Source organism: Microcystis sp. M109S1 (genome assembly GCF_020247025.1).
In the GTDB taxonomy this organism is placed as follows: Bacteria; Cyanobacteriota; Cyanobacteriia; order Cyanobacteriales; family Microcystaceae; genus Microcystis.
This window is the reverse complement of sequence record NZ_JADBRW010000376.1, coordinates 1-19,804: the sequence shown is the minus strand read 5'-3', so window position 1 is coordinate 19,804 and position 19,804 is coordinate 1. Positions and strand designations below refer to the sequence as shown.

At 44.3% G+C, this 19,804-nt stretch carries 19 protein-coding genes; 12 read left to right on the top strand and 7 right to left on the bottom strand.

The annotated features are described in order from the left end of the window. Positions 1-469: 469 nt before the first annotated feature. A complete protein-coding gene (locus IM322_RS18500; protein WP_287673108.1) occupies positions 470-2,425 on the bottom strand; it encodes a chromosome segregation ATPase in 1,956 nt (651 codons plus the stop codon). A gap of 64 nt (positions 2,426-2,489) precedes the next feature. Continuing rightward, on the bottom strand, positions 2,490-3,404 hold the full coding sequence (gene hslO, locus IM322_RS18495; RefSeq protein WP_286824540.1) for an Hsp33 family molecular chaperone HslO: 915 nt from the start codon (positions 3,402-3,404) through the stop codon (positions 2,490-2,492). 84 nt (positions 3,405-3,488) lie between these two features. Between hslO and IM322_RS18490 the strand changes: the two genes are divergently transcribed. Continuing rightward, on the top strand, positions 3,489-3,881 hold the full coding sequence (locus tag IM322_RS18490) for a hypothetical protein (protein ID WP_287078690.1): 393 nt from the start codon (positions 3,489-3,491) through the stop codon (positions 3,879-3,881). A 65-nt stretch (positions 3,882-3,946) separates the two neighbouring features. Continuing rightward, positions 3,947-5,383 carry a signal recognition particle protein gene (ffh, locus tag IM322_RS18485; protein ID WP_287673110.1) on the top strand — a complete coding sequence of 479 codons (1,437 nt, stop codon included), beginning with the start codon at positions 3,947-3,949 and terminating at the stop codon, positions 5,381-5,383. Positions 5,384-5,386: 3 nt separating this feature from the next. On the opposite strand, the gene thiL is transcribed toward ffh, so the two are convergent. Together thiL and IM322_RS18475 are read right to left on the bottom strand one after the other, a co-directional pair. Next, positions 5,387-6,355, bottom strand: a complete 969-nt coding sequence (thiL, locus tag IM322_RS18480; RefSeq protein WP_287673111.1) for a thiamine-phosphate kinase — start codon at positions 6,353-6,355, stop codon at positions 5,387-5,389. Between the two features lie 472 nt (positions 6,356-6,827). Continuing rightward, a complete protein-coding gene (locus IM322_RS18475; protein ID WP_287673113.1) occupies positions 6,828-7,499 on the bottom strand; it encodes an MBL fold metallo-hydrolase in 672 nt (223 codons plus the stop codon). A 104-nt stretch (positions 7,500-7,603) separates the two neighbouring features. Between IM322_RS18475 and IM322_RS18470 the strand changes: the two genes are divergently transcribed. The 3 genes from IM322_RS18470 (at position 7,604) to cax (ending at position 10,994) form a co-directional block, all read left to right on the top strand. Further along, on the top strand, positions 7,604-9,088 hold the full coding sequence (locus IM322_RS18470; protein ID WP_287673115.1) for a site-2 protease family protein: 1,485 nt from the start codon (positions 7,604-7,606) through the stop codon (positions 9,086-9,088). Between the two features lie 157 nt (positions 9,089-9,245). Continuing rightward, positions 9,246-9,857: a YdcF family protein gene (locus IM322_RS18465; protein ID WP_287673117.1), complete on the top strand. Its 612-nt coding sequence runs from the start codon at positions 9,246-9,248 to the stop codon at positions 9,855-9,857. Between the two features lie 48 nt (positions 9,858-9,905). Continuing rightward, a complete protein-coding gene (gene cax, locus IM322_RS18460; protein ID WP_287673118.1) occupies positions 9,906-10,994 on the top strand; it encodes a calcium/proton exchanger in 1,089 nt (362 codons plus the stop codon). A gap of 2 nt (positions 10,995-10,996) precedes the next feature. Here the strand turns inward: cax and rsmG are convergent, their stop codons facing one another. Both rsmG and IM322_RS18450 read right to left on the bottom strand, forming a co-directional pair. Next, positions 10,997-11,674 (bottom strand): 16S rRNA (guanine(527)-N(7))-methyltransferase RsmG, encoded by a 678-nt coding sequence (gene rsmG / locus IM322_RS18455; RefSeq protein ID WP_287673119.1) that lies wholly within the window; start codon positions 11,672-11,674, stop codon positions 10,997-10,999. A gap of 93 nt (positions 11,675-11,767) precedes the next feature. Further along, the gene (locus tag IM322_RS18450) at positions 11,768-12,415 is read right to left on the bottom strand and encodes an ABC transporter ATP-binding protein (protein WP_286824532.1); all 648 of its coding nucleotides are present in this window, start codon (positions 12,413-12,415) and stop codon (positions 11,768-11,770) included. A gap of 251 nt (positions 12,416-12,666) precedes the next feature. On the opposite strand from IM322_RS18450, the gene IM322_RS18445 reads away from it, so the two are divergent. The 3 genes from IM322_RS18445 (at position 12,667) to IM322_RS18435 (ending at position 16,150) form a co-directional block, all read left to right on the top strand. Next, entirely contained in the window at positions 12,667-13,896 is a 1,230-nt protein-coding gene (locus IM322_RS18445) for an RNA-guided endonuclease InsQ/TnpB family protein (protein ID WP_287673120.1), read from the top strand. 35 nt (positions 13,897-13,931) lie between these two features. Further along, a complete protein-coding gene (locus tag IM322_RS18440) occupies positions 13,932-14,846 on the top strand; it encodes a Sll0314/Alr1548 family TPR repeat-containing protein (protein WP_287673121.1) in 915 nt (304 codons plus the stop codon). Between the two features lie 263 nt (positions 14,847-15,109). Continuing rightward, positions 15,110-16,150, top strand: coding sequence for a fatty acid desaturase (locus IM322_RS18435; protein WP_287673122.1), 1,041 nt, complete (start codon positions 15,110-15,112; stop codon positions 16,148-16,150). A 359-nt stretch (positions 16,151-16,509) separates the two neighbouring features. On the opposite strand, the gene IM322_RS18425 is transcribed toward IM322_RS18435, so the two are convergent. Beyond that, the gene (locus tag IM322_RS18425) at positions 16,510-16,644 is read right to left on the bottom strand and encodes a hypothetical protein (protein WP_287676564.1); all 135 of its coding nucleotides are present in this window, start codon (positions 16,642-16,644) and stop codon (positions 16,510-16,512) included. Between the two features lie 21 nt (positions 16,645-16,665). Here IM322_RS18425 and IM322_RS18420 point away from each other — a divergent pair, with 21 nt between their 5' ends. From IM322_RS18420 to IM322_RS18405, 4 genes are all read left to right on the top strand, one after another. Next, positions 16,666-17,589, top strand: coding sequence for a serine/threonine protein kinase (locus IM322_RS18420; protein ID WP_287676554.1), 924 nt, complete (start codon positions 16,666-16,668; stop codon positions 17,587-17,589). Positions 17,590-17,724: 135 nt separating this feature from the next. Continuing rightward, positions 17,725-18,600, top strand: coding sequence for a glycine--tRNA ligase subunit alpha (glyQ, locus tag IM322_RS18415; protein ID WP_287676556.1), 876 nt, complete (start codon positions 17,725-17,727; stop codon positions 18,598-18,600). A 324-nt stretch (positions 18,601-18,924) separates the two neighbouring features. Then, a complete protein-coding gene (locus IM322_RS18410; protein WP_287676558.1) occupies positions 18,925-19,227 on the top strand; it encodes a hypothetical protein in 303 nt (100 codons plus the stop codon). 45 nt (positions 19,228-19,272) lie between these two features. Next, positions 19,273-19,674 carry a hypothetical protein gene (locus IM322_RS18405; protein ID WP_287676562.1) on the top strand — a complete coding sequence of 134 codons (402 nt, stop codon included), beginning with the start codon at positions 19,273-19,275 and terminating at the stop codon, positions 19,672-19,674. Positions 19,675-19,804: the final 130 nt, after the last annotated feature.

The window sequence follows — 19,804 nt, the reverse complement described above, 5'->3', positions numbered from 1 at the left end:
TGGTCAACTACCTAATTTTCAGGGAAAAAGTACCTGAATTTTCCCCCTGATCACTCCCAGGCCTGGTACTTTTTGATTGACAAAAAGTCTAAAAGTCTTACCCAACAAGGTTTTTAGATTTATTCAGCAGACCCTAATTAAAAATAATGATGATAATTTTTAGTATTTCATTTACAGGAATCATACTAAATCCTGTTTAAAAGTTATTCACACTATTAAAAACGGATTTGGTATGATACTAAATCCAGTTATTAAAAACTGATTATTTATTCTCCCCTTTGCCTTTTGCCTCTTGCCTTTTGCCTGTCTGATATGTTACCTACAACGGATTTAGTATGACTGGCAATTTCAGGAAAGATGCTCGCCTCAAATTAACCCAATTATATCCGTCAATTTTAACTGGACAGACCCCTGGGGATGAGGGACTTTTTTAGGGGCAATTCACCGGAAAAACAGCCCCTAAAACTGATTATTGACCCGGACTCGGTGTTTCTATCGGGGACTCCGGGGAGAGGGGAGTCGATTCAACTATTGGCGGTGGGGCCGGAGGTTGGAGAATATTGCGCCAGCCTTGTATTTGCGAGCGAGCCGAACTGTAAGCGGTACTTTCCGGGGATACGGATTCAGCCAGGCGAATAGCTTCCAGATAACGACCATTATTAGCTTGTTCCGTGGCTAAAGACAAAAGCTGATAACTCCAACGTTCCAGCAATTCAGTCCGTTGCACACCCGCATCGGTTTTAGTGGAAATATTGGTAACTAAAGCAATCGCCCGGGTTAAACCTTCTGCGGTTCCCGTCGCCGCTAATTGATTAGCCTGTTGGAGATTTTGACGGGCCCGCAACTCTCGGCGCCAACGACGGATATTTTGGGAAGCTTCCGAGGAAAGAGCGCGACCGGGGGGAATTTGATTGGCAGTTTCGATCGCCGTGCTATAGTCTTTGAGATTGGCCAAAGCTTGCGCCTGATCTAAAATGGGTTGATCCTCCATGCGTTCAATCCGCCCTTGCCAGTCGCGAATTTCCCCTTGAGCATCTCGGTATAAGGCCCGATTCTTAGCGATTGCCCGCGCCTGAATAATAGCGTTACCCAGGGAATTAATATCGCCGGGGAGAGCGATTTCCCGCGCCCGTTCTAAAATCGGCCGGTCTTCAATCACTTGTATTTGACGATTCCAAGAGCCAATTTCCTGCTGTGCTTGCGACCAGAGGGGATTATTACGGGGAACCTCGCCCGCTTTCGCGATAGCGGCGCTATACTGCTCGATCGTACCTGCTTGTGCTAAATCTCTAGCCTCGGACAGTATTCTTATGTCCTGTACCTGTAACTGCCAGCGCTCCCTCATAGCTAGGGCCGTTTGATGGAGAGGTCGAGAAGCGTCGATTTGTTCTAGTCCCAGTATGCCAGCTTCCAATCCCTCCACCGTGCCGGCTTCCGCATCTAAGGCCGCTGCGGACAAGAGGGACCAATCGGTGACATCTTCTTTAATTTTGAGGTCTTTGGGGGTTTGGTTAGCCAAATCCCGGAGAGCTTGCCATTGCTTCCGCTCAATTAATCTTTCGGCGTATTCTTGCAGTTTATCCTCGGTTTTCCCGATTAATTTTTCTGCCTCCTGATAGGCATAACTGCTGGCTTGAATTTTTCTAGCTTCTTCGATGACTTTGAACCAATTGTCGAGACCGCCCCGGGCAAAGAGATTAAAGGCATTATCTAATTTACTGCTATCTTCCCGGGCGACGGTAATTTTAGCGAGCGCTTCATTATATTTAACCGTTGCCCAATATTCGTTATTTAAGTTCAATAAATCCACCGCTAGACGGAAAGATTGATTCCAGTTGGAAGCGCGGAGATTTTCCTCTAGTTTGCTTAATATCTCGTTGCCTTCCGTCCAAGTTCCTTGCCACTTAGCGATTCTTTCTTCAATAATTGCCGCTACTGCCATATTATTGGGGATTTGACGAGCTTTAGCGATCGCTTGCTGTAAATTTCCCGCTTGATAGTCTTTTTCAGCCAAATTCAGGATATCTCGCGCCCATTCTTCCACCTGTTGATTAACTTGCGATCGCAAGGGATGGTCCTCGGGTAAAGCTTCCACTAGGGCAATTGCTTCGAGTAGGCCTGCCACGGTGCGACTATCGGCGGAAAGTTGAGCGCAGTAGAGACGCAGGGAGGCAGAAGCGATAGGCCAGAAGATTTTCGGGCAATTGGGCGACTTCTGCATATTTAATAACTGCCAAGTGGCGAGAAAGCCAACACCGCCAAAGACCACGACAAATAAAGCCGCCCAAACTTTCCAAGTGAAACGATGCTGGTATCGGTACCAAAAGAGAAAAAGAAAAGATTTAGTTTTCTCTGGCCAACGAGTCAGGGAGTCAATCGATTCTCGTTTGACTAGATTTTTGGTTAATTCTTTTCCTTTAAACATTCACGACTCCCTGACGGATATTTTTAGATAGATTTTACCTTAATGGCGCTCATTGCCCAACTTCTCAGCAAGATTCAGCTTGTAGAGACTCGACTAATTCGATTAATTGCGTCTCGTTGGCACTATACACTTCCTGGCAAAACTCACAGATGGCTTCCGCTTGTTTATCCTTTTCGATGATGTCTTTTAATTCATCGACCCCGAGGAATTTTAAAGCTCCTAAGGCCCGTTCAAAAGAACAATCACAATCAAAACGCAGCATCTGCACAGCCGGAAAAATTTCTAGACCCATATCTCCGAGAAGTTCCTGAAAAATATCTTCTAGCCCTTTTCCTGCCCGTAAAAGAGGCGTAAATCCCGTTAATTTTCGCAATCTCGACTCTAAACGAGCCACCAAGACCTCATCCCGGGACGCTTCTTTAGAGAGAACTTGTAATAAAATTCCCCCGGCAGCCGTTACTCCTGTGGTCGTACCGACAAAAACCCCCACTTGCAAAGCGGAGGGAATTTGTTCCGATTGGTCCAGGTAGTAGGCGATATCTTCCCCCACTTCCCCAGAAACTATTTCCACGATGCTTTCTTGAAGTTCATTTCTCTCCTCGCCTTTTTCTTCCCGCAAGACCCGCACATAACCCTTGTCACCCACGGCGCGACCCACATCTAATTTACCCTTAGCATTGGGGAGTAATTCCACCTGGGGACAGTCCACATAACCGCGCACCGTGCCATCGAGTCCGGCATCAACTAAAACACCGCCTAGGGGACCATCGCCTTTAATGCGAATATTGACCCTAGAACCGGGTTTTTTTAAACTGGAAGCCAAGAGTAAAGCCGATGCCATAGTGCGACCGAGAGCGGCGGTGGCTACGTTAGATAATTTATGTCTTTGGCGGGCTTCTTCGGTTAAACGAGTGGTAATCACTCCTACTACCCTAATTCCCCCATCGGCGGCCGTGGCGCGGATTAATTTATCTGCCATACTACTTACTGTTATCCTTGGAAAACGCTGTCCCGATTTTTAGTTATTCTTTAACTAACTTAACAAAAATTATCAGACAACAATATGTTCGGCAATTTTCAACAAAGTCAGCTGCGTATCGAAATCTCGGCCAGTGAACAGGCTATCCGGGATAGTTTGCTCAAAACTGCTCATCTCCGTCAATGGCTGTGGCCGCAAATGCTCTCGCCCAATCTACCCGATAAATTAGAGGCAGGCTTGACTTTTACCTCTTGGTTAGGTTTAATTCCCGTACAACATCAGGTTTTATTAGCTAATGACCAGTGTTTACGCTTGCTTTTGAGTCAAGGTATCGATGGCTATCACGAATGGTATTGGGGCGATGGTTGGTTACAATCGCGTTTAGAAGGCATTTCCCTCCTTCCCCTCAATCTCGGTCAAACTCTCAGTTTATTAAAATTACGACTATTTTTGAGCAATCAGAACTTAGGAGGGTAAGAGCGGCGGTCTTCAGCCCGACATTGAGATAAAATCGATCTAGTTAAAAATTTAATTCCGAAACTATGTTCGACGCACTGGCCGACCGCTTAGAAGACGCCTGGAAAAAATTACGAGGTCAAGATAAAATCTCCTCGGCCAATATACAAGAAACCCTCAAAGAAGTCCGGCGGGCTTTATTAGAAGCAGATGTTAACCTACAGGTGGTCAAGGGATTTATTGCTGAGGTCGAGAAACAAGCCCTCGGCGCTGAAGTTATTTCTGGAGTCAATCCCGGCCAGCAATTTATCAAAATTGTCTATGATGAATTAGTTAAAATTATGGGGGAAAGCAACGTTCCCCTAGCCCAGGCCGATAAACCCCCCACCGTAATTTTAATGGCCGGGTTGCAAGGGACAGGAAAAACCACCGCCACCGCCAAATTAGCCCTATATCTCCGCAAACAGTCGAAAAGCTGCCTGATGGTGGCTACCGATGTTTACCGTCCAGCGGCCATTGACCAATTAATCACCCTCGGTAAACAGATAAATGTTCCCGTCTTCGAGATGGGTTCTCAGGCTAATCCCGTCGATATCGCCCGTCAAGGTGTGGAAAAAGCCAAAGAATTGGGCGTAGATACGGTTATCATCGACACCGCCGGTCGTTTGCAGATAGATACCCAGATGATGGGCGAACTAGCACAAATCAAGAAAATTGTCAAGCCCGACGACACTTTATTAGTGGTGGATGCGATGACCGGTCAAGAAGCGGCCAATCTCACCCACACTTTTCACCAACAAATCGGCATCACGGGGGCAATTCTCACCAAACTGGACGGTGATACTCGCGGTGGGGCTGCCCTATCAGTGCGGCAAATATCGGGACAACCGATTAAATTTGTTGGGGTTGGGGAAAAAGTCGAGGCTTTAGAGCCATTTTATCCCGATCGCCTTGCCAGTCGCATCCTCAATATGGGTGATGTCCTGACGCTAGTGGAAAAAGCTCAGGAACAGTTAGACCTAGAAGACGCGGCCAAAATGCAGGCCAAGATTTTAGAGGCCAAGTTTGATTTTAATGACTTCCTCAAACAGATGCGGCTGTTAAAAAATATGGGTTCCCTGGGGGGAGTCTTAAAGTTAATCCCCGGTCTGGGCAAACTGAGCGGGACAGACATCGAAAAGGGCGAAAAAGAGTTAAAACGCACGGAAGCGATGATTAATTCCATGACCACGGAGGAACGCGCTGACCCCGATTTATTGGCTAAGTCTCCTAATCGTCGTCGTCGCATTGCCAAAGGTTCGGGACATCCGGAAACGGAAGTTAACAAACTAATTACTAATTTCACCAGAATGCGAACGATGATGCAACAGATGGGACGGGGACAAATGCCCGCTATGCCGGGGATGCCCGGGATGGGTGGCGGAATGTTTGGGGGTGGCAATCAACCGGGGTTCCGCGGTCAAGGTGGCAGCCCGAAAAAACCGAAGAAAATCAAGAAAAAGAAAGGTTTTGGCGATTTATAGAGGCTAAAAATGTTGAAATCCAGAGCTTAAACTTAGGTTTCTCCCGTCGGCTAATTTTATCTCTTTCCCCGGGACAATTTGACCGATTATCGCCCCATCTTCCGCCACTTTCTCGAGCAATTCTCTGGCACTGTCCGGGGGCAAACACAAAACTAACTCAAAGTCTTCACCGCCGTATAAAGCCCATTCTAGAGCTTTTTTGGCTCCTACATATTCTTTCAGGGTTGGATGCAGGGGAATCGTCTCGATTTCAGCACCAACCCCACTACAGCGACAAATTTGCATGATGGCATCTGCTAACCCGTCACTGCTATCCATGCCCGCGATGGGAAATTGCTTGACAATTTTTTGTAAATGTGGTATGCAATCAAGTCTCGGTTGCGGGCGTTGATGGGCTTGGATTAATCGCTTTTTTTGGGCGGAATTTAAATTCCTACCGGTTTCAGGGTGGAAGAGTAACTCTAATCCAGCCCGCGATAAACCGTGATAACCAGTAATAACGATACTATCGCCAACTTTTGCATTAAAACGTCTAATCTCTTCATTTTTTGCCACTTGTCCCAGGGCGGTGATGCTGATGTTAATCTCCGTGGCCCGACAGAGATCGCCACCGACGATCGCCGTCTGATATACTTGCAGACAAGAGCTAAGACCCCGATAGAGTCCTTCTAGCCAATCGATGGCTAGATCGGGAGTTAAAGCCAATCCTACCGTAATTCCTAGGGGTTCTGCCCCCATAGCCGCTAAATCGGATAAATTAGCCGCCGCCGCTCGCCAGCCCACATCTTCGGGAGAGGTGGTAAGATCGCTAAAGTGGACGTTATTAACTAAAACATCAGTGGTGACAACGAGAGAATAACCATCTTTGAGGGATAAAATCGCCCCATCATCACCGATAATCTCCGCAGGACAATATTTTTGCAGAATCGGTAGCAATCCCTGTTCACCCAAGTCTTTAACGGTTAAATTCATGATGTTTGAGAATTGAACGATGCAGCTTCTAAAAAGTCTTTAGTTAGAGCTTGCTGAATAATGGTAAAACCCTTTTAAAATAAGGCTTTTGAGTATAGGCTACATATCAGGAGAAGCACTCGTGGCGAGGGTCGTGACTGTTAAATTATTACAGATGTGTCAGCAGCTGCCTGTAAGCATCCCACCGAAAAACTAATGCGCTCCGGGGTTTGGGGGCGGCGCCACGACCCCAACGGGGGGTTTGGGGGGTTCTACCCCCCAAAAGCTTGGATTGAGTGGCAAAATCGGAAGTAATACTAAATCCGTTGAGTATAGGCTACATATCAGGAGAGGCACTCATGCCAAACGGAGAATAAATAATCAGTTTTTAATAACCGGATTTAGTACGACCAGATGAAAATCGGTAAAACCCTACACCCTACACCCTAAACCCCACACCCTACACCCCACGAGAAACTTTTTGCCGCAAACCCTAGTTAAGAGGATTGGCGCTGACTTTTTCGTAGGCGCGATCGATAATTCCTCGACCGCGCAGAAAGCCAGTATTGGCCGCCGGACAAAGATAGGAGAGGGTTTCTGGGTTAAAACGGTCTAAAATGGCCTGTTGCGATCGCAATTGCCGCGGCCAGTGGAAAGTTTTCGCTGTCTGTAGGGGTTGCGGTTGACCTTGATTGTCGGGGAGAAGATGACGACCGGTAAATAAAACCCCCCCGTGACGTTGCCAGTAGAGACAGGAGGAACCGGGAGAATGGCCTGGAGTCCAAAAAGCGCTACAAGTGGGAGATAACTGGATTTGCTGCTGAAAAACGGTAATTTGACGGTGAGGAAGCAGATAAGCTTCCTGTTCCTGTAGAATAATCTCACAATTGAGCAAACTTTGCAGAAGATCGCTCTGTTTCCCCTGACCCCCGCGATGGGTAAAAAATAGGTAACGGACTCCTTTTTCTAGGAGAAAATCCCGCTCGCTCTCCTCACAGCTAGGACAATCCACCAGAATATTACCAGTATTTTCTACAATAAGATAAGAGGTTCCCCCTAGGGTTTCCCGATTAGGCGAGAAAGCGTATAAACCTTCTAGAATTAATCGAGGGGGTTTTGTGGTTTTGCTAACCTCTAAAGGAGACGATTCGGTTTCCGATCGCATGGTTTGCCTATCCAAATCACAATCAATGCGGTTTATAACTTAGCACAATCGTTGACCGGGCGGGCTGAAATTAGCCGCCTTTTACTCAAGAGAAAAGAGCCGATATGGAAATGTGGTTGTTATTAGGGATTCTGGGCGGTTTCACCTATTTTATCGTCAAGCGTAGCGTGGCCAAAATCACGACAACACCAATTTGGTTAATTTGGTTGGTCCTGATGACTCCGGCTCTAATTTGGACGGGCTGGATGTTAATCTATGGAGAGGATACCCCCATGCCGGCATTTTTGCTGATCGGCCCTTTTGTGATCTGTCCTTTTTTGTATTGGTGGTTAGTACAGAAGGGACGGGTTACTCCCCAAGAAAGTCCCCCATCACCACTGGAAACAGCGAATTTAGTCCTAGAAAATCTTGATAATCCTGCGGCTAAAAATAATTTAAAACCGATCACTGCCGAAGAGGAAAAATCCCTACGAGATTGTTTTCCTTGGGGGATTTATTATCTGCAAAATATCGATTATCGTCCCCAGGCAATTCTCTGTCGGGGGAAATTGCGAGCGGTTCCCGAAGAAGCTTATCAAGTGATTAAAAACAATGTGGAGAAGGTTTTTGGGGATCGCTTTTTATTGCTTTTCCAAGAAAGTTTTCAGGGACAACCTTTTTTCGCTCTTGTGGCTAATCCCTGGCAGCAAAAAACAGAAACTATAGAAACTGAAAAAATTACTCGCCCCTTTCTTGCCCTGGGTTTATTGTTATTAACTCTCTTAACTACCACAGTCATCGGTGCGGGATTAAGTGGCATTACCTCTCAACAATTAGAAAATAATTATAGTTTATTATTGCAAGGTTTCCCCTACAGTTTAGGCTTAATTGCTATTTTAGGACTGCACGAATTTAGCCATTATTTGACAGCAGTTAAATATAAAATTAAAACTACCTTGCCCTATTTTATCCCCATTCCTTTCTTCCTAGGCACCTTCGGGGCTTTTATTCAAATGCGATCCCCAGTCCCCACCCGCAAAGCTTTATTTGATGTGGCAGTGGCCGGTCCTTTGGGGGGTATAATTATCGCTATTCCTCTACTGTTTTGGGGATTGTCCCTCTCGGAAATAGTTCCCCTAACTAATCAAAGCAGTTTATTAAATTTTCAGGCCTTAAATCCGCAGTTTTCTTTGCTCTTGTCTATCGTAGCTAAACTAGCCCTCGGCAGTAATTTAATCGCCGGAAAAGCGATCCATTTACATCCTTTAGCGGTAGCTGGTTATGTGGGAATTATCGTTACAGCCCTAAATTTAATGCCCGTGGGTCAATTGGATGGTGGTCATATTGTTCACGCCATGTATGGGCAGAAAACCGCCATAATTATCGGTCAATTAACTCGATTATTCATGTTTATTTTAGCCCTAGTGCAGCCAGAACTTTTACTCTGGGCGATTATTCTTTTATTAATGCCAGTCAGCGATCAACCTGCATTAAATGATGTGACTGAATTGGATAATAAACGAGATTTATTAGGACTATTTTCCCTGGCTTTGTTATTAAGTATTTTGCTGCCCCTTCCCGAAGCGTTGGCCCGTTGGTGGGGGATGTAAGCGACCGCATCAATCAACCTGAGTTCTGGGAAAATTATCGGTCAGTTAGGGGATAAAATCCCTATCTCCCACGTCAATGTGAGTTCGATGACCCTCACCCTCGATCACTTTAACCCACAAAGCTGAAGGCTGACAACCGCTCACCGATCACTGTTATATGGTTCTCAAGGCTAATTCTCGGAGAAAAAAGCGAGTTTCTCTGAAAGCGAAGTTAGGCAAATCTAGGTTAAAATTGCTGGCTATTCCGCTAATTTTGGCGAGTTTAGGCTGGTTGTACTACGATTTACGTCAGCAGTGGGCAAAACCGGAAGCGATTTTTGTTTTGGGAGGTCATGCCGATCGAGAACGTTTTGCGGCAAAATTAGCGAAGGAATATCCTGATCTACCGATTTGGGTGTCTTCCGGTAGTCCGCGACGATATGTGAGAAAGATTTTTAAAAAAGCGGGAATTCCCCCAGAACGTCTCCATCTCGATTACAATGCACGAGATACTGTCACTAACTTTACTAGCCTAGCCGATCAACTGAAAGCCCAAGGTATTGATAGTGTCTATCTAGTCACTTCCGATAATCACATGAGAAGGGCGCGATTAGTGGGAGAAATTGTTTTTGGTAGTCGCGGAATTGTGATTAAACCGGTGACTGTTCCCTCCCAATCACCCCCCGAACCCCTAGAAAAGTCGCTCAGAGACGGTTTTAGGGCAATATTATGGATAATAACCGGTTCTACCGGGGAATTTTGGCTAAAATCCGATTCTAGTACCCATTAGTTCCCGACCCAATCAAAATAAAATTATCTTGACAAAATTACCCACTTTATGTTAAGCAAAAATACCATCTTCGCCATCTTATTGATTTTTGTGCCGCTATCGATCGCCGGTTCCCTGTTACACTGGGGCGGAACAGTAGTTTTTATCACCGCTTGTCTAGCCATTATCCCCCTAGCGGCCTACATGGGGGAAGCCACGGAAGCGATTGCGGTGGTGGTCGGGCCAAATATTGGCGGTTTGATGAATGCCACCTTTGGCAATGCCACAGAATTAATTCTCGCCTATGTCGCTTTGCGGGAAGGTTTTATCGATGTGGTAAAAGCGACGATTACTGGCTCAATTATCGGTAATTTACTCTTAGTTATGGGATTATCGATGTTTTTAGGCGGTTTACGCTTCAAAGAACAGGAATTTCAACCAATAACTGCCCGTTTAAATGCCTCGGCCATGAATTTAGCGGTGGTGGCGATTCTTTTACCCACTGCCGTGGAATTTACCTCCACGGGAGTCGGGGAAGCAGTCCTACAGCGTCTATCCGTGGCCGTGGCAGCGGTGTTAATTTTCGTCTATGGTTTAAGTCTCTTATTTTCCATGAAAACCCACACCTATCTCTACGATGTCGGGGTTGCTGGTATCGAGGAGGAAAGCGCCACAGAAAACCCCGAAAAGCCGAAAGTCTGGTTTTGGTCTTTGATTTTATTGGTCGTTACTATCGCCGTGGCCGTAGAATCGGAGTTATTGGTGGCATCCCTAGAGGAGGCTACGGAACAGCTAGGTTTAACGGCGCTGTTTACTGGGGTGATTCTTTTGCCTATTATCGGTAATGCGGCCGAACACGCTACGGCTGTCACCGTCGCCCTTAAGAATAAAATGGATCTATCGGTATCTGTGGCCGTCGGTTCCAGTATGCAGATCGCCCTGTTTGTGGCTCCGGTTTTGGTTATCATGGGTTATATTATCGGTCAGCCCATGGATCTAAATTTTAATCCCTTTGAGTTGGTGGCAGTGGTTGTAGCGGTGTGGTTAGCTAATTCGATTAGTAGTGATGGGCGATCGAATTGGTTGGAAGGAATGTTACTCTTAGCTACCTATGCTATCCTCGCCTTGGCTTTCTTTTTTCATCCTCTCACCGCTTAAAGTTATCCCTTGCCGATATATAGACAATGACGGACGCTTTGGCTTAAGGGAGTGGTAAAACTAGCAATTTCGAGGATTTTACCGCCAGCTTTCCCTAAATTCTTCTCTAAACTCGAACTATCCTCCGATGACCACTGACCACGATAGAGAATAGCGATTCCGGTCTTTTTCAGGAAAGGCAAAGCATAGTTAACACAGATATCCACATTAGCTACCGCTCGCAAACAGACGATATCGTAAGCACAGTTATGTTTAGGGTTTTTCCCGACGATTTCCGCCCGACCTAAACGAGTTTTCGTGTTATTTAACTCTAATTTGTCAATAACTTCTTCAAGAAAATTAATCTTTTTTTGGGTGGAATCTAAGAGAGTCACCGACCAATGGGGATAGGCGATCGCAATTGGCACCCCCGGAAACCCGGCCCCGGTCCCCAAATCGATGACTGATAGGGATTTTGTCAATAGATCTGGCTGGGATTTTTGTAACCAAGCTAAACCCGATAAAGAATCCCAAAGATGTTTTTCCCAAAACTCCTCTGGTTGGGTAATTCGGGTGAGATTAAAACGTTGATTACCCTCTAAAATCAAGTCATAAAGTTGTTGAAATCGCGCTTGTATGGCCCCATCGGGTTGCCATTCTAGGGTTTCTTGCCAAAGGTCAAATAATTCGGGAAGGATCATTAATTCAGTAATCAGTAATCAGTCATCAGTCATCAGTCATCAGCTATGAGGGGAGTGGGGAAATTTCAACTAATACCCCAAAACCCTAAAACCTCAACTATCTGTTTTTTCACTTTTTAATTCCCGCAAATGTCCTTGTTCAATTTTCCAGTGACGGTCAGCAATGGGGAGTAATTCTCCGGCATCGTGACTAACTACTAATAAAGTCCAGTGTTGTTTGAGACTAGCGAGAAGTTTAGCCAATTGACGACGCATCGACCAATCTAAACCGGCCGTAGGTTCATCGAGAAGTAACAGATTAGGCTGCCGGATTAACTGGACAGCGAGGGATAAACGACGCTGTTGACCTCCACTAAGATTATGGGGAGAAGTATCCAGAGGCATATTTTCTAATCCTACCTCCTTTAAGGCCGCCGTTAGGCGATCGCTTTTAATCTCCGGATGACCGAGACGCAACTCCTCAAGGATGGTTTTACCGCAAAAATGACGTTCAGGAAACTGAAAAACGATTCCTCCTAATTGTTGCAGATGCAGCACCGTTAATTCTTGGTCGCGCCAGTGAATTGTCCCTCCTGTTTTATCGGCAAAGCCTGCTAGAATTTCCAAAAGAGTCGTTTTTCCGGAACCACTGGGGCCGACAATCAGACCTAATTCTTGGGGAGCTAATTCGAGATTAATCCCCTGTAAAATGGGATTGAGAGCAGCGGGAGGATGATAAACCACATCTTTGAGATAAAGCATTGACAGGAAAATAACTGGAAATTAAGTCTAGAAACCCGTTTCTATGTAAATGGAGCAGGAGGACTCCCGTTAAATTTCTCCTTAATTAAAAATATACCAGAAATTAACGGGAGATGAATTGCGACCAGAATCTAAACTAACGCGACAGCGTTTCCTTATTGGGAAAGGCTTGATTCTCAAGGTATGTATGAGCTTGACATATTTAAGCGGTAAGTCTTATACTAAAAAATAACACAGACGGGTTCAGGCTGATGTTAAATGTTTTAAAAGTGAGAATATACCCAAACAAAGAACAAGAACTGGCCCTAGCTAAAAACTTGGGTTGTGTTCGTTTCGTTTGGAATTACTACTTAAATAAAACTAACAATCAGTACCTAGAGACGGGTAAAGGAATGACCTACTGTGCCATGGCAAAAGACCTCACCAAACTCAAGAAACAACCGGATTTTGAATGGTTAGCTGAGGCTACTGCCGCTACCTTGCAGCAATCATTGAAAAACTTAGAATCTGCTTTTAAGAACTTCTTCTCAAAAAAAACAAAATTTCCTAGGTTTAAAAGTAGGCACAAAAAACAATCAATCCGTTATCCTGAAAGTTGTTCAATAAGAAATAAGGGAATTAAGCTACCTAAATTAGGGGTGGTAAAAGCTAAGATTTCTCAAGTAATAAACGGCAAAATTAAATCCGTAACTGTTTCTAAAACCAGTACAGATAAATATTTTGCTGCCATCTTATTTGAAATGGATGACTCAACAACCATTGAAAAACTAAAAATATCAGGGATAGACCTAGGTTTATCTTCTTTGGTTACGGTTTTTGATGGTGAAACAACCTACAAGGTTGACCCAATCAAACCTACCAGAAAATACGCTAAACGTTTAAAGCGGAGACAACAAGCATTGTCTCGTAAAGCCAAGGGGTCTAATAATCGCAAAAAAGCCATTAAGGAGGTAGCCAAGGTTCACGAAAAGATAGCAAATACTAGACAAGATTTTCTTCATAAACTCTCCAGAAAGTTGTGCGATGAAAACCAAATCGTTGTAACCGAGAATCTTAGTATTAAAGGGTTAGCAAGGACTAAATTAGCCAAATCAATACATGACGCTGGTTTTGGTATGTTGCTTAATTTCTTGGATTACAAGCTAGAAAGAGAGGGAGGAAAACTTGTAGAAGTTGACAGGTTTTATCCGAGTACAAAACTCTGTTCTTGCTGTGGATTTAAAAATGATTTGTTGACTCTCAGTATTCGTGAATGGATTTGTCCAGAATGTAAGAGTCATCACGATAGAGATGAAAACGCAGCCAAGAATTTAAGGGAAGAAGGTATGAGAATACTGTCAACAAATACCGATGGACAGTCGGAATTTCAAGCTTGTGGAGAAACTGTAAGACTCGTGGGTACTTGTACCCAAAAGCGGGTTTGGGGTGAATCAAGAATCCCCCGTCCCAGCGTCAGCTTGACGGCGGGAGTGTCAATGTGACAGATTTTTTCATTCGCTCAAGGAGACTTTTGACCATGGTGCTGAGGTTAGGTTTAACGAAAAGAATGGCGATCGGTGCTTCGCTGGCTGTTATGGTAATGGTTAACTGGATTGGTCCTGGGTTAGCCGGAGATCCTTTCCGCAAAACCAATCCCCGACCGATTGGCGATAAGACCGAGGCCGCTTTTAACGCTATTTTTAAAGAAGGTAACTATCTAGAGGCAAAAAAATTAATTGTTGAGGCCACAGAAAAGGAACCCCAAGAACCTTTGTCCCATGCTATGCGCGCCTCTCTTGCTTTTACCGACCAGGATTGGAACACCCTAAAAACCTACTCCGAGAAAACTAAGGAAGCGGCCAAGCAAATGCAGGCCAGCGACCCCTTAAGGGGAAATTTGTATCTAGCGGTGGGGAGTTTTTTAGAGGGAACCTACGTTTTTCAAACCGAAGGAGCAGTATCGGCTATCCCCAGATTACAACAGGTGTTTCAGTATTTGGAAACCGCAGAAAAGGTTAATCCTACGGATCCAGAATTGAATCTGTTAAAGGGTTATATGGATTTGATTTTAGCGGTTAATCTACCCTTTTCTAGTCCCCAAGAGGCAATTCAACGGCTAGAAACCTACGGAAGTCCTGATTACTTGGTCGATCGAGGTATAGCTCTAGCTTACCGGGATTTAAAGCAGTACGATCAGGCTTTGCAGTTTATCGATAACGCTCTGAAAGCGACCCCCGATAATCCAGAATTAATGTATCTGAAAGGTCAAATCCTGAGAATTCAAGGCAATACGGATAAAAATACTGGCTCTTTGAAACTGGCATTGGATTACTTTAATAATGCCCTGAAAAAACAGGAACAACTCCCCGAATCGGTCAAAAAACAGTTAAATCGCGAACACCGTAAGGTACAGGAGGAGATTAAATCCCTAGAAAGCACGGCTAATCGTTAAAAAAAGCCTAAAAATAGTCAATATTTGGGTTTTTTATCAGTTATCAGTTTTTGAAGGCAATAGGCAAGAGGCAAATTTTGCCAAAACAGAAAATCTCCTCTTATGGTATATAAAGTAAAGGATTATTAAGCTTCGCGGAAGTTTATTAATTAAAGTTAAAAATATATTGACAAAAAAATTGGCTTGTGGTAATGAGCAGAATTTAGCCAAACCTCCTAGCTGATTTCTTGTCAAGGGTTCACCTAAGTGTAATTGGAGATTTCATGACGGCAACGACGGATAAATTGCATGGGGAGTTGATCACCTCGATCGAGCCAGACTTTAAACTGAAAGATATTATTAAAACCATTCCCAAAGAATATTTCCAGAAAGACCCAGTTAAAGCTTGGTTTGGAGTGATTACGAATATTTTGGCGGTCATGTCCGGTTATGCAATGCTAGTTTATTCTCCCTGGTATTTACTGCCTTTAGCTTGGATTTTCACTGGTACAGCTTTAACGGGATTTTTTGTGATCGCGCATGATTGCGGTCATCGGTCTTTTTCCAATCGACCCTGGGTTAATGATCTTGTCGGTCATATTTTCCTCTTACCGCTTATCTATCCCTTCCACTGCTGGCGTTTCCTGCACGATCGCCATCATACTAAAACTAACATGGTAACTATAGATAATGCTTGGGATCCGTGGGAATTAGAAGCTTTTAACTCGGCCAATCCCTTAGTGCGTCTCTTTTATCGCGGCATTCGCGGACGTTTCTGGTGGCTTGGTTCGATCGCCCACTGGGCTATTCTACACTTCAACATCGAACAATTCAAGGAGAACGAAGGGGAAAAAGCGCGCTTTTCGATGATTGTCGTCCTAGTTTTTGCCGCTATTTTTTTCCCAACCCTCATTTTCTACACTGGTGTCTGGGGATTGGTTAAATTTTGGGTGGTACCTTGGTTTGTCTATCATTTTTGGATGAGTACCTTTACCCTTGTCCATCACACGGACCCGGATATTCAATTTTCCTATCCCGAAGACTGGAATCAAGCTTTAGCGCAACTAGAAGGGACAGTTCACTGTAGCTATCCCCGTTGGGTAGAAATTCTCTGTCACGATATTAATGTCCATATCCCCCATCATATCTCGACGGCGATTCCTTCCTATAACCTCCGCAAAGTTCACGCTAGTCTCAAAGAAAATTGGGGTAGTCACCTGAAAGAAACCGAGTTTTCTTGGGCATTAATGCAGCGAATCGTTGATTATTGCCATATTTTCGACTCCGAAACCGCCTACAAAACCTTTAAGGAAAGCGGCGGTTAAATCAGTTATCAGTTATCAGTTATCAGTTATCAGTGGGTAAGTTATCAGCTATCAGATTTGAGTTTGAAGTGACGGTATTAAATAGGGTTTGCGGCAAAAAGTTTTTCTTGGGGGCAGGGTGTGGGGTGTGGGGTGTAGGGTTTTACCCATTTTCAGGGGGTCAATTACCTAATTTTCAGGGAAAAAGTACCTGAATTTTCCCCCTGATCACTCCCAGTCCGGTACTTTTTGATTGACAAAAAGTCTAAAAGTCTTACCCAACAAGGTTTTTAGATTTATTCAGCAGACCCTAAATATCAAGGTCCCCGGAGGACATTCGGAGACTAAAAATGGACGGGTCGGAAAGCGTAAGACTTCTGTTAAAGAAGCAGCATCCCGGGTCGCGTCAACCCATCAAAAGTACGAGCAATTAAGCTTGTTCTAGTGGGAATCGCCGTCCGTTTTACGGCGGGGAGGATGTCAATTGTGTTAATCTCATCTTTAAATATCCACACCCCAAATCGTCTAAGGAGACAATGGCCGCTAATTCTCGGAATAAATCGCCCCTTTTTCTCGGCTGTTCCAGTAGGATCGCTATTTTTTGCCTCTTGATGTTATTATCGGCGGCAATAGGCTGGTTAATCGGGAAACAGTGGGTTAAGCACAGCAATCAACCCGAAACCGTTAAACCCGTTTTTGCCACGGAAGAAAATAATTTTAATTCTGCCACAGATCGGGCATGGCAACGGAAAGCTGAGATGAGAAAGCGCCGTCTAGAGTTGGGAATTGATAGTCAGTTTTTTAAAAATCTCGTCAATGAATTGTTTAGCCTCCGCTATGGGGATATCAAAGAGGAAAAACAGAAACAGGAACAAAGAGATATTCTAGCAGCAGAAATCCTCGATCGCTTAGACCGTCTCGATTCTGGCACTAGAGAAGCATTAGGTAGCTACGACGAGCAACAGCGAGAAAAATGGCGAAAACAAGTGAATCAGTTACGATTAAGCAGTAGAGTCCTTAATTTACTCACTGATACTGCCTTTTTTCAGCTATTTCCCGAATTGACAGAAAGACCAAATTTTGATAGCGGCCTAGGTCAACTATGGAGTGGTTTGGCCTGGAATCAGTTACAATCTTTACAGTCTGGCCTATCCTACCAAGCGCTCGAAAGTTTAGACGCGGGGGGAGAGGAGATTATCGAGGCAATTCTCAGCCAGGGACAAGGAAAAGCCTATGCAATAAAATTGCGTTCCAGTGATCGGTTAGACTTAAATTTAGAGGCAGAAGGCGAAGTTTTACTATCTTTCTACTCTCCCAGTGGCAAGGTCACTCTTTTAGACAAGTCTAGCGATCGGCAATGGTTCGGTCAATTACCCGAAGAGGGATTTTATGAATTAGTTATTCTCCCCCAGTCTTCTAACCCCGTTAACTTTCGCTTGCAGTTAAAAGTAAGTCAATGACTTTAACCGTCAGGAGACAGTTATCAGTTCACTGTTTACTGATCACTGAAAAGCTCCCCACTTCCCCACTTCCCCACTTCCCTACACCCTACACCCCACTTCCCCAACCCCTAATCCGCTTTTTTACTTTTCCCCATGTCTCTAACTTTCCAAGCTGTTATTGCTAAATTAAACGAATTTTGGGCCGCTCGCGGTTGTTTAGTTGCTCAACCCTATGATACGGAAAAAGGTGCGGGAACCATGAGTCCCCACACTTTTTTAAGGGCAATTGGTCCGGAACCTTGGGCCGTTGCCTATGTGGAACCCTGTCGTCGTCCTACGGATGGCCGTTATGGCGAAAATCCCAATCGTTTTCAGCATTACTATCAATATCAAGTCCTAATTAAACCCTCTCCCGATAATATTCAGGATATCTATTTAGACTCCCTGCGGGTGTTAGGAATTAACCCAGAAGATCACGATATTCGCTTCGTGGAAGATAACTGGGAATCTCCCACCCTCGGTGCTTGGGGTGTGGGTTGGGAAGTGTGGTTAGATGGGATGGAAATCACCCAATTTACCTACTTTCAACAGTGTGGAGGTATCGATTGTCGTCCCGTGGCGATCGAGATTACCTATGGTTTAGAAAGATTAGCCATGTATCTGCAAGATGTAGAGGCAATTAATGAAATTCAATGGAATGAAAATATCCTCTACGGTGATATTTTTCTGCAAAATGAAATCGAACAATGTACCTACAATTTTGAGGCTTCCAATCCTGAGTTATTATTTAGTTTATTCAGTTTATATGAACAGGAAGCTAAACAATTAATCGATCGCTCTCTGGTGATTCCCAGTCTAGATTATGTTCTCAAATGTTCCCATACTTTTAATTTACTCGATGCTAGAGGTGTGATTGCTGTAGCTGAAAGAACCCGTTATATCGGCAGAATTCGCAATTTAGCTCGACAGGTTGCTCAATTGTATTTACAGCAACGGGAAGCTTTAGGTTTTCCCCTACAAACGGTTTAGCAGTTTATCAGCTATCAGTTATCAGATGCCAGTTTTCAGTTCACTGATTACTGTTGACTGTTCACTGATAAAATCTCCCCAACCTCAAACCAGCAACTTTGTACCTCATAAGTCCAAGAATTAATATATTAAGTTTTGCAAACAGATGCAATATTTCTGGAATCTAACCCAGTTATAACTGTATATAATAGGTGACACTATATCTAGCCAGTAATTTACCTCAAAAGACCCTTTTCTTAGAGATAATTCCTTACTTGACTAGCCTATTAGTGCCATGAAAAGACTAAATTTTTTAAGTTCTAATTTTTTAGACAAGGAGTTACTTTGCTGACACCATCGCTACCCAAAAATGATCCTGATCCTATCAAACGACAAGAATTACTACAAAGACAAAAACAAGTCTACATCTATGATTCCGTTAATGGTATCACCCTCAGCAAAGATTTACCTACCCACGAAAATTTTTCTATTTCCTATCAAGTAATGCGGGGTAAAGGTTTCAGTGCTTTAATTGCCAATGGAGTGGCCACGAGAATAGAAAATATCTTCGATCCCTTTGACAAATTAGAAGATTACGAAGAACTTTTTCCCATCCTTCCCCAACCCACAAGCATTAAAACTTGGTAATCTAATACTAGCTTTGCCTACCAAAGATTAGCGGGAGCAAATCCCATGGTAATCCGCGGGATTAGCAGCTTACCAGATAATTTTCCCGTCAGCGATGCTATCTTCCAAAAAGCCATGGGACCCGATAAAACCATTGCCTCGGAAGCCGCTAAGGGTAACTTATTTCTAGCAGATTATGCCCCCCTACACCACCTAACTTTAGGCAGTTATCAAAGGGGGATGAAAACTGTAACAGCACCTCTTGTCCTTTTCTGTTGGCGCGCTAGAGGTTTACGGGGTCAAGGGGGATTAGTACCGGTTGCCATTCAATTGTATCAGGATCCGACCCTGCCTAATCAGCGCATCTATACCCCCGATGACGGACTTAATTGGTTAATGGCGAAAATTTTCGTCCAAATTGCCGACGGGAATCACCTTGACATCCTCGCCGCCGTAAACGGACGGTGATTCCCAAACCTCACGATTTGGGTTTCTGCTTCTTTCCCTTGCGGGGTTCCGCACCTGCCTTAACAGAGTAAATCTGTTCTGGTCTTATGGTCGCTCTACAGACTGACACCGCAAGTCCTGCGGCCAAAAT

Coding starts and splice junctions, on each gene's coding strand:
- ffh (WP_287673110.1), top strand. CDS start 3,947: ATGTTCGACGCACTGGCCGACCGCTTAGAAGACGCCTGGAAAAAATTA.
- IM322_RS18490 (WP_287078690.1), top strand. CDS start 3,489: ATGTTCGGCAATTTTCAACAAAGTCAGCTGCGTATCGAAATCTCGGCC.
- IM322_RS18445 (WP_287673120.1), top strand. CDS start 12,667: ATGTTAAATGTTTTAAAAGTGAGAATATACCCAAACAAAGAACAAGAA.
- rsmG (WP_287673119.1), bottom strand. CDS start 11,674: ATGATCCTTCCCGAATTATTTGACCTTTGGCAAGAAACCCTAGAATGG.
- IM322_RS18435 (WP_287673122.1), top strand. CDS start 15,110: ATGACGGCAACGACGGATAAATTGCATGGGGAGTTGATCACCTCGATC.
- IM322_RS18475 (WP_287673113.1), bottom strand. CDS start 7,499: ATGCGATCGGAAACCGAATCGTCTCCTTTAGAGGTTAGCAAAACCACA.
- thiL (WP_287673111.1), bottom strand. CDS start 6,355: ATGAATTTAACCGTTAAAGACTTGGGTGAACAGGGATTGCTACCGATT.
- IM322_RS18500 (WP_287673108.1), bottom strand. CDS start 2,425: ATGTTTAAAGGAAAAGAATTAACCAAAAATCTAGTCAAACGAGAATCG.
- IM322_RS18440 (WP_287673121.1), top strand. CDS start 13,932: ATGGTGCTGAGGTTAGGTTTAACGAAAAGAATGGCGATCGGTGCTTCG.
- IM322_RS18465 (WP_287673117.1), top strand. CDS start 9,246: ATGGTTCTCAAGGCTAATTCTCGGAGAAAAAAGCGAGTTTCTCTGAAA.
- hslO (WP_286824540.1), bottom strand. CDS start 3,404: ATGGCAGATAAATTAATCCGCGCCACGGCCGCCGATGGGGGAATTAGG.
- IM322_RS18470 (WP_287673115.1), top strand. CDS start 7,604: ATGGAAATGTGGTTGTTATTAGGGATTCTGGGCGGTTTCACCTATTTT.
- cax (WP_287673118.1), top strand. CDS start 9,906: ATGTTAAGCAAAAATACCATCTTCGCCATCTTATTGATTTTTGTGCCG.
- IM322_RS18450 (WP_286824532.1), bottom strand. CDS start 12,415: ATGCTTTATCTCAAAGATGTGGTTTATCATCCTCCCGCTGCTCTCAAT.
- IM322_RS18420 (WP_287676554.1), top strand. CDS start 16,666: ATGGCCGCTAATTCTCGGAATAAATCGCCCCTTTTTCTCGGCTGTTCC.
- IM322_RS18405 (WP_287676562.1), top strand. CDS start 19,273: ATGGTAATCCGCGGGATTAGCAGCTTACCAGATAATTTTCCCGTCAGC.
- glyQ (WP_287676556.1), top strand. CDS start 17,725: ATGTCTCTAACTTTCCAAGCTGTTATTGCTAAATTAAACGAATTTTGG.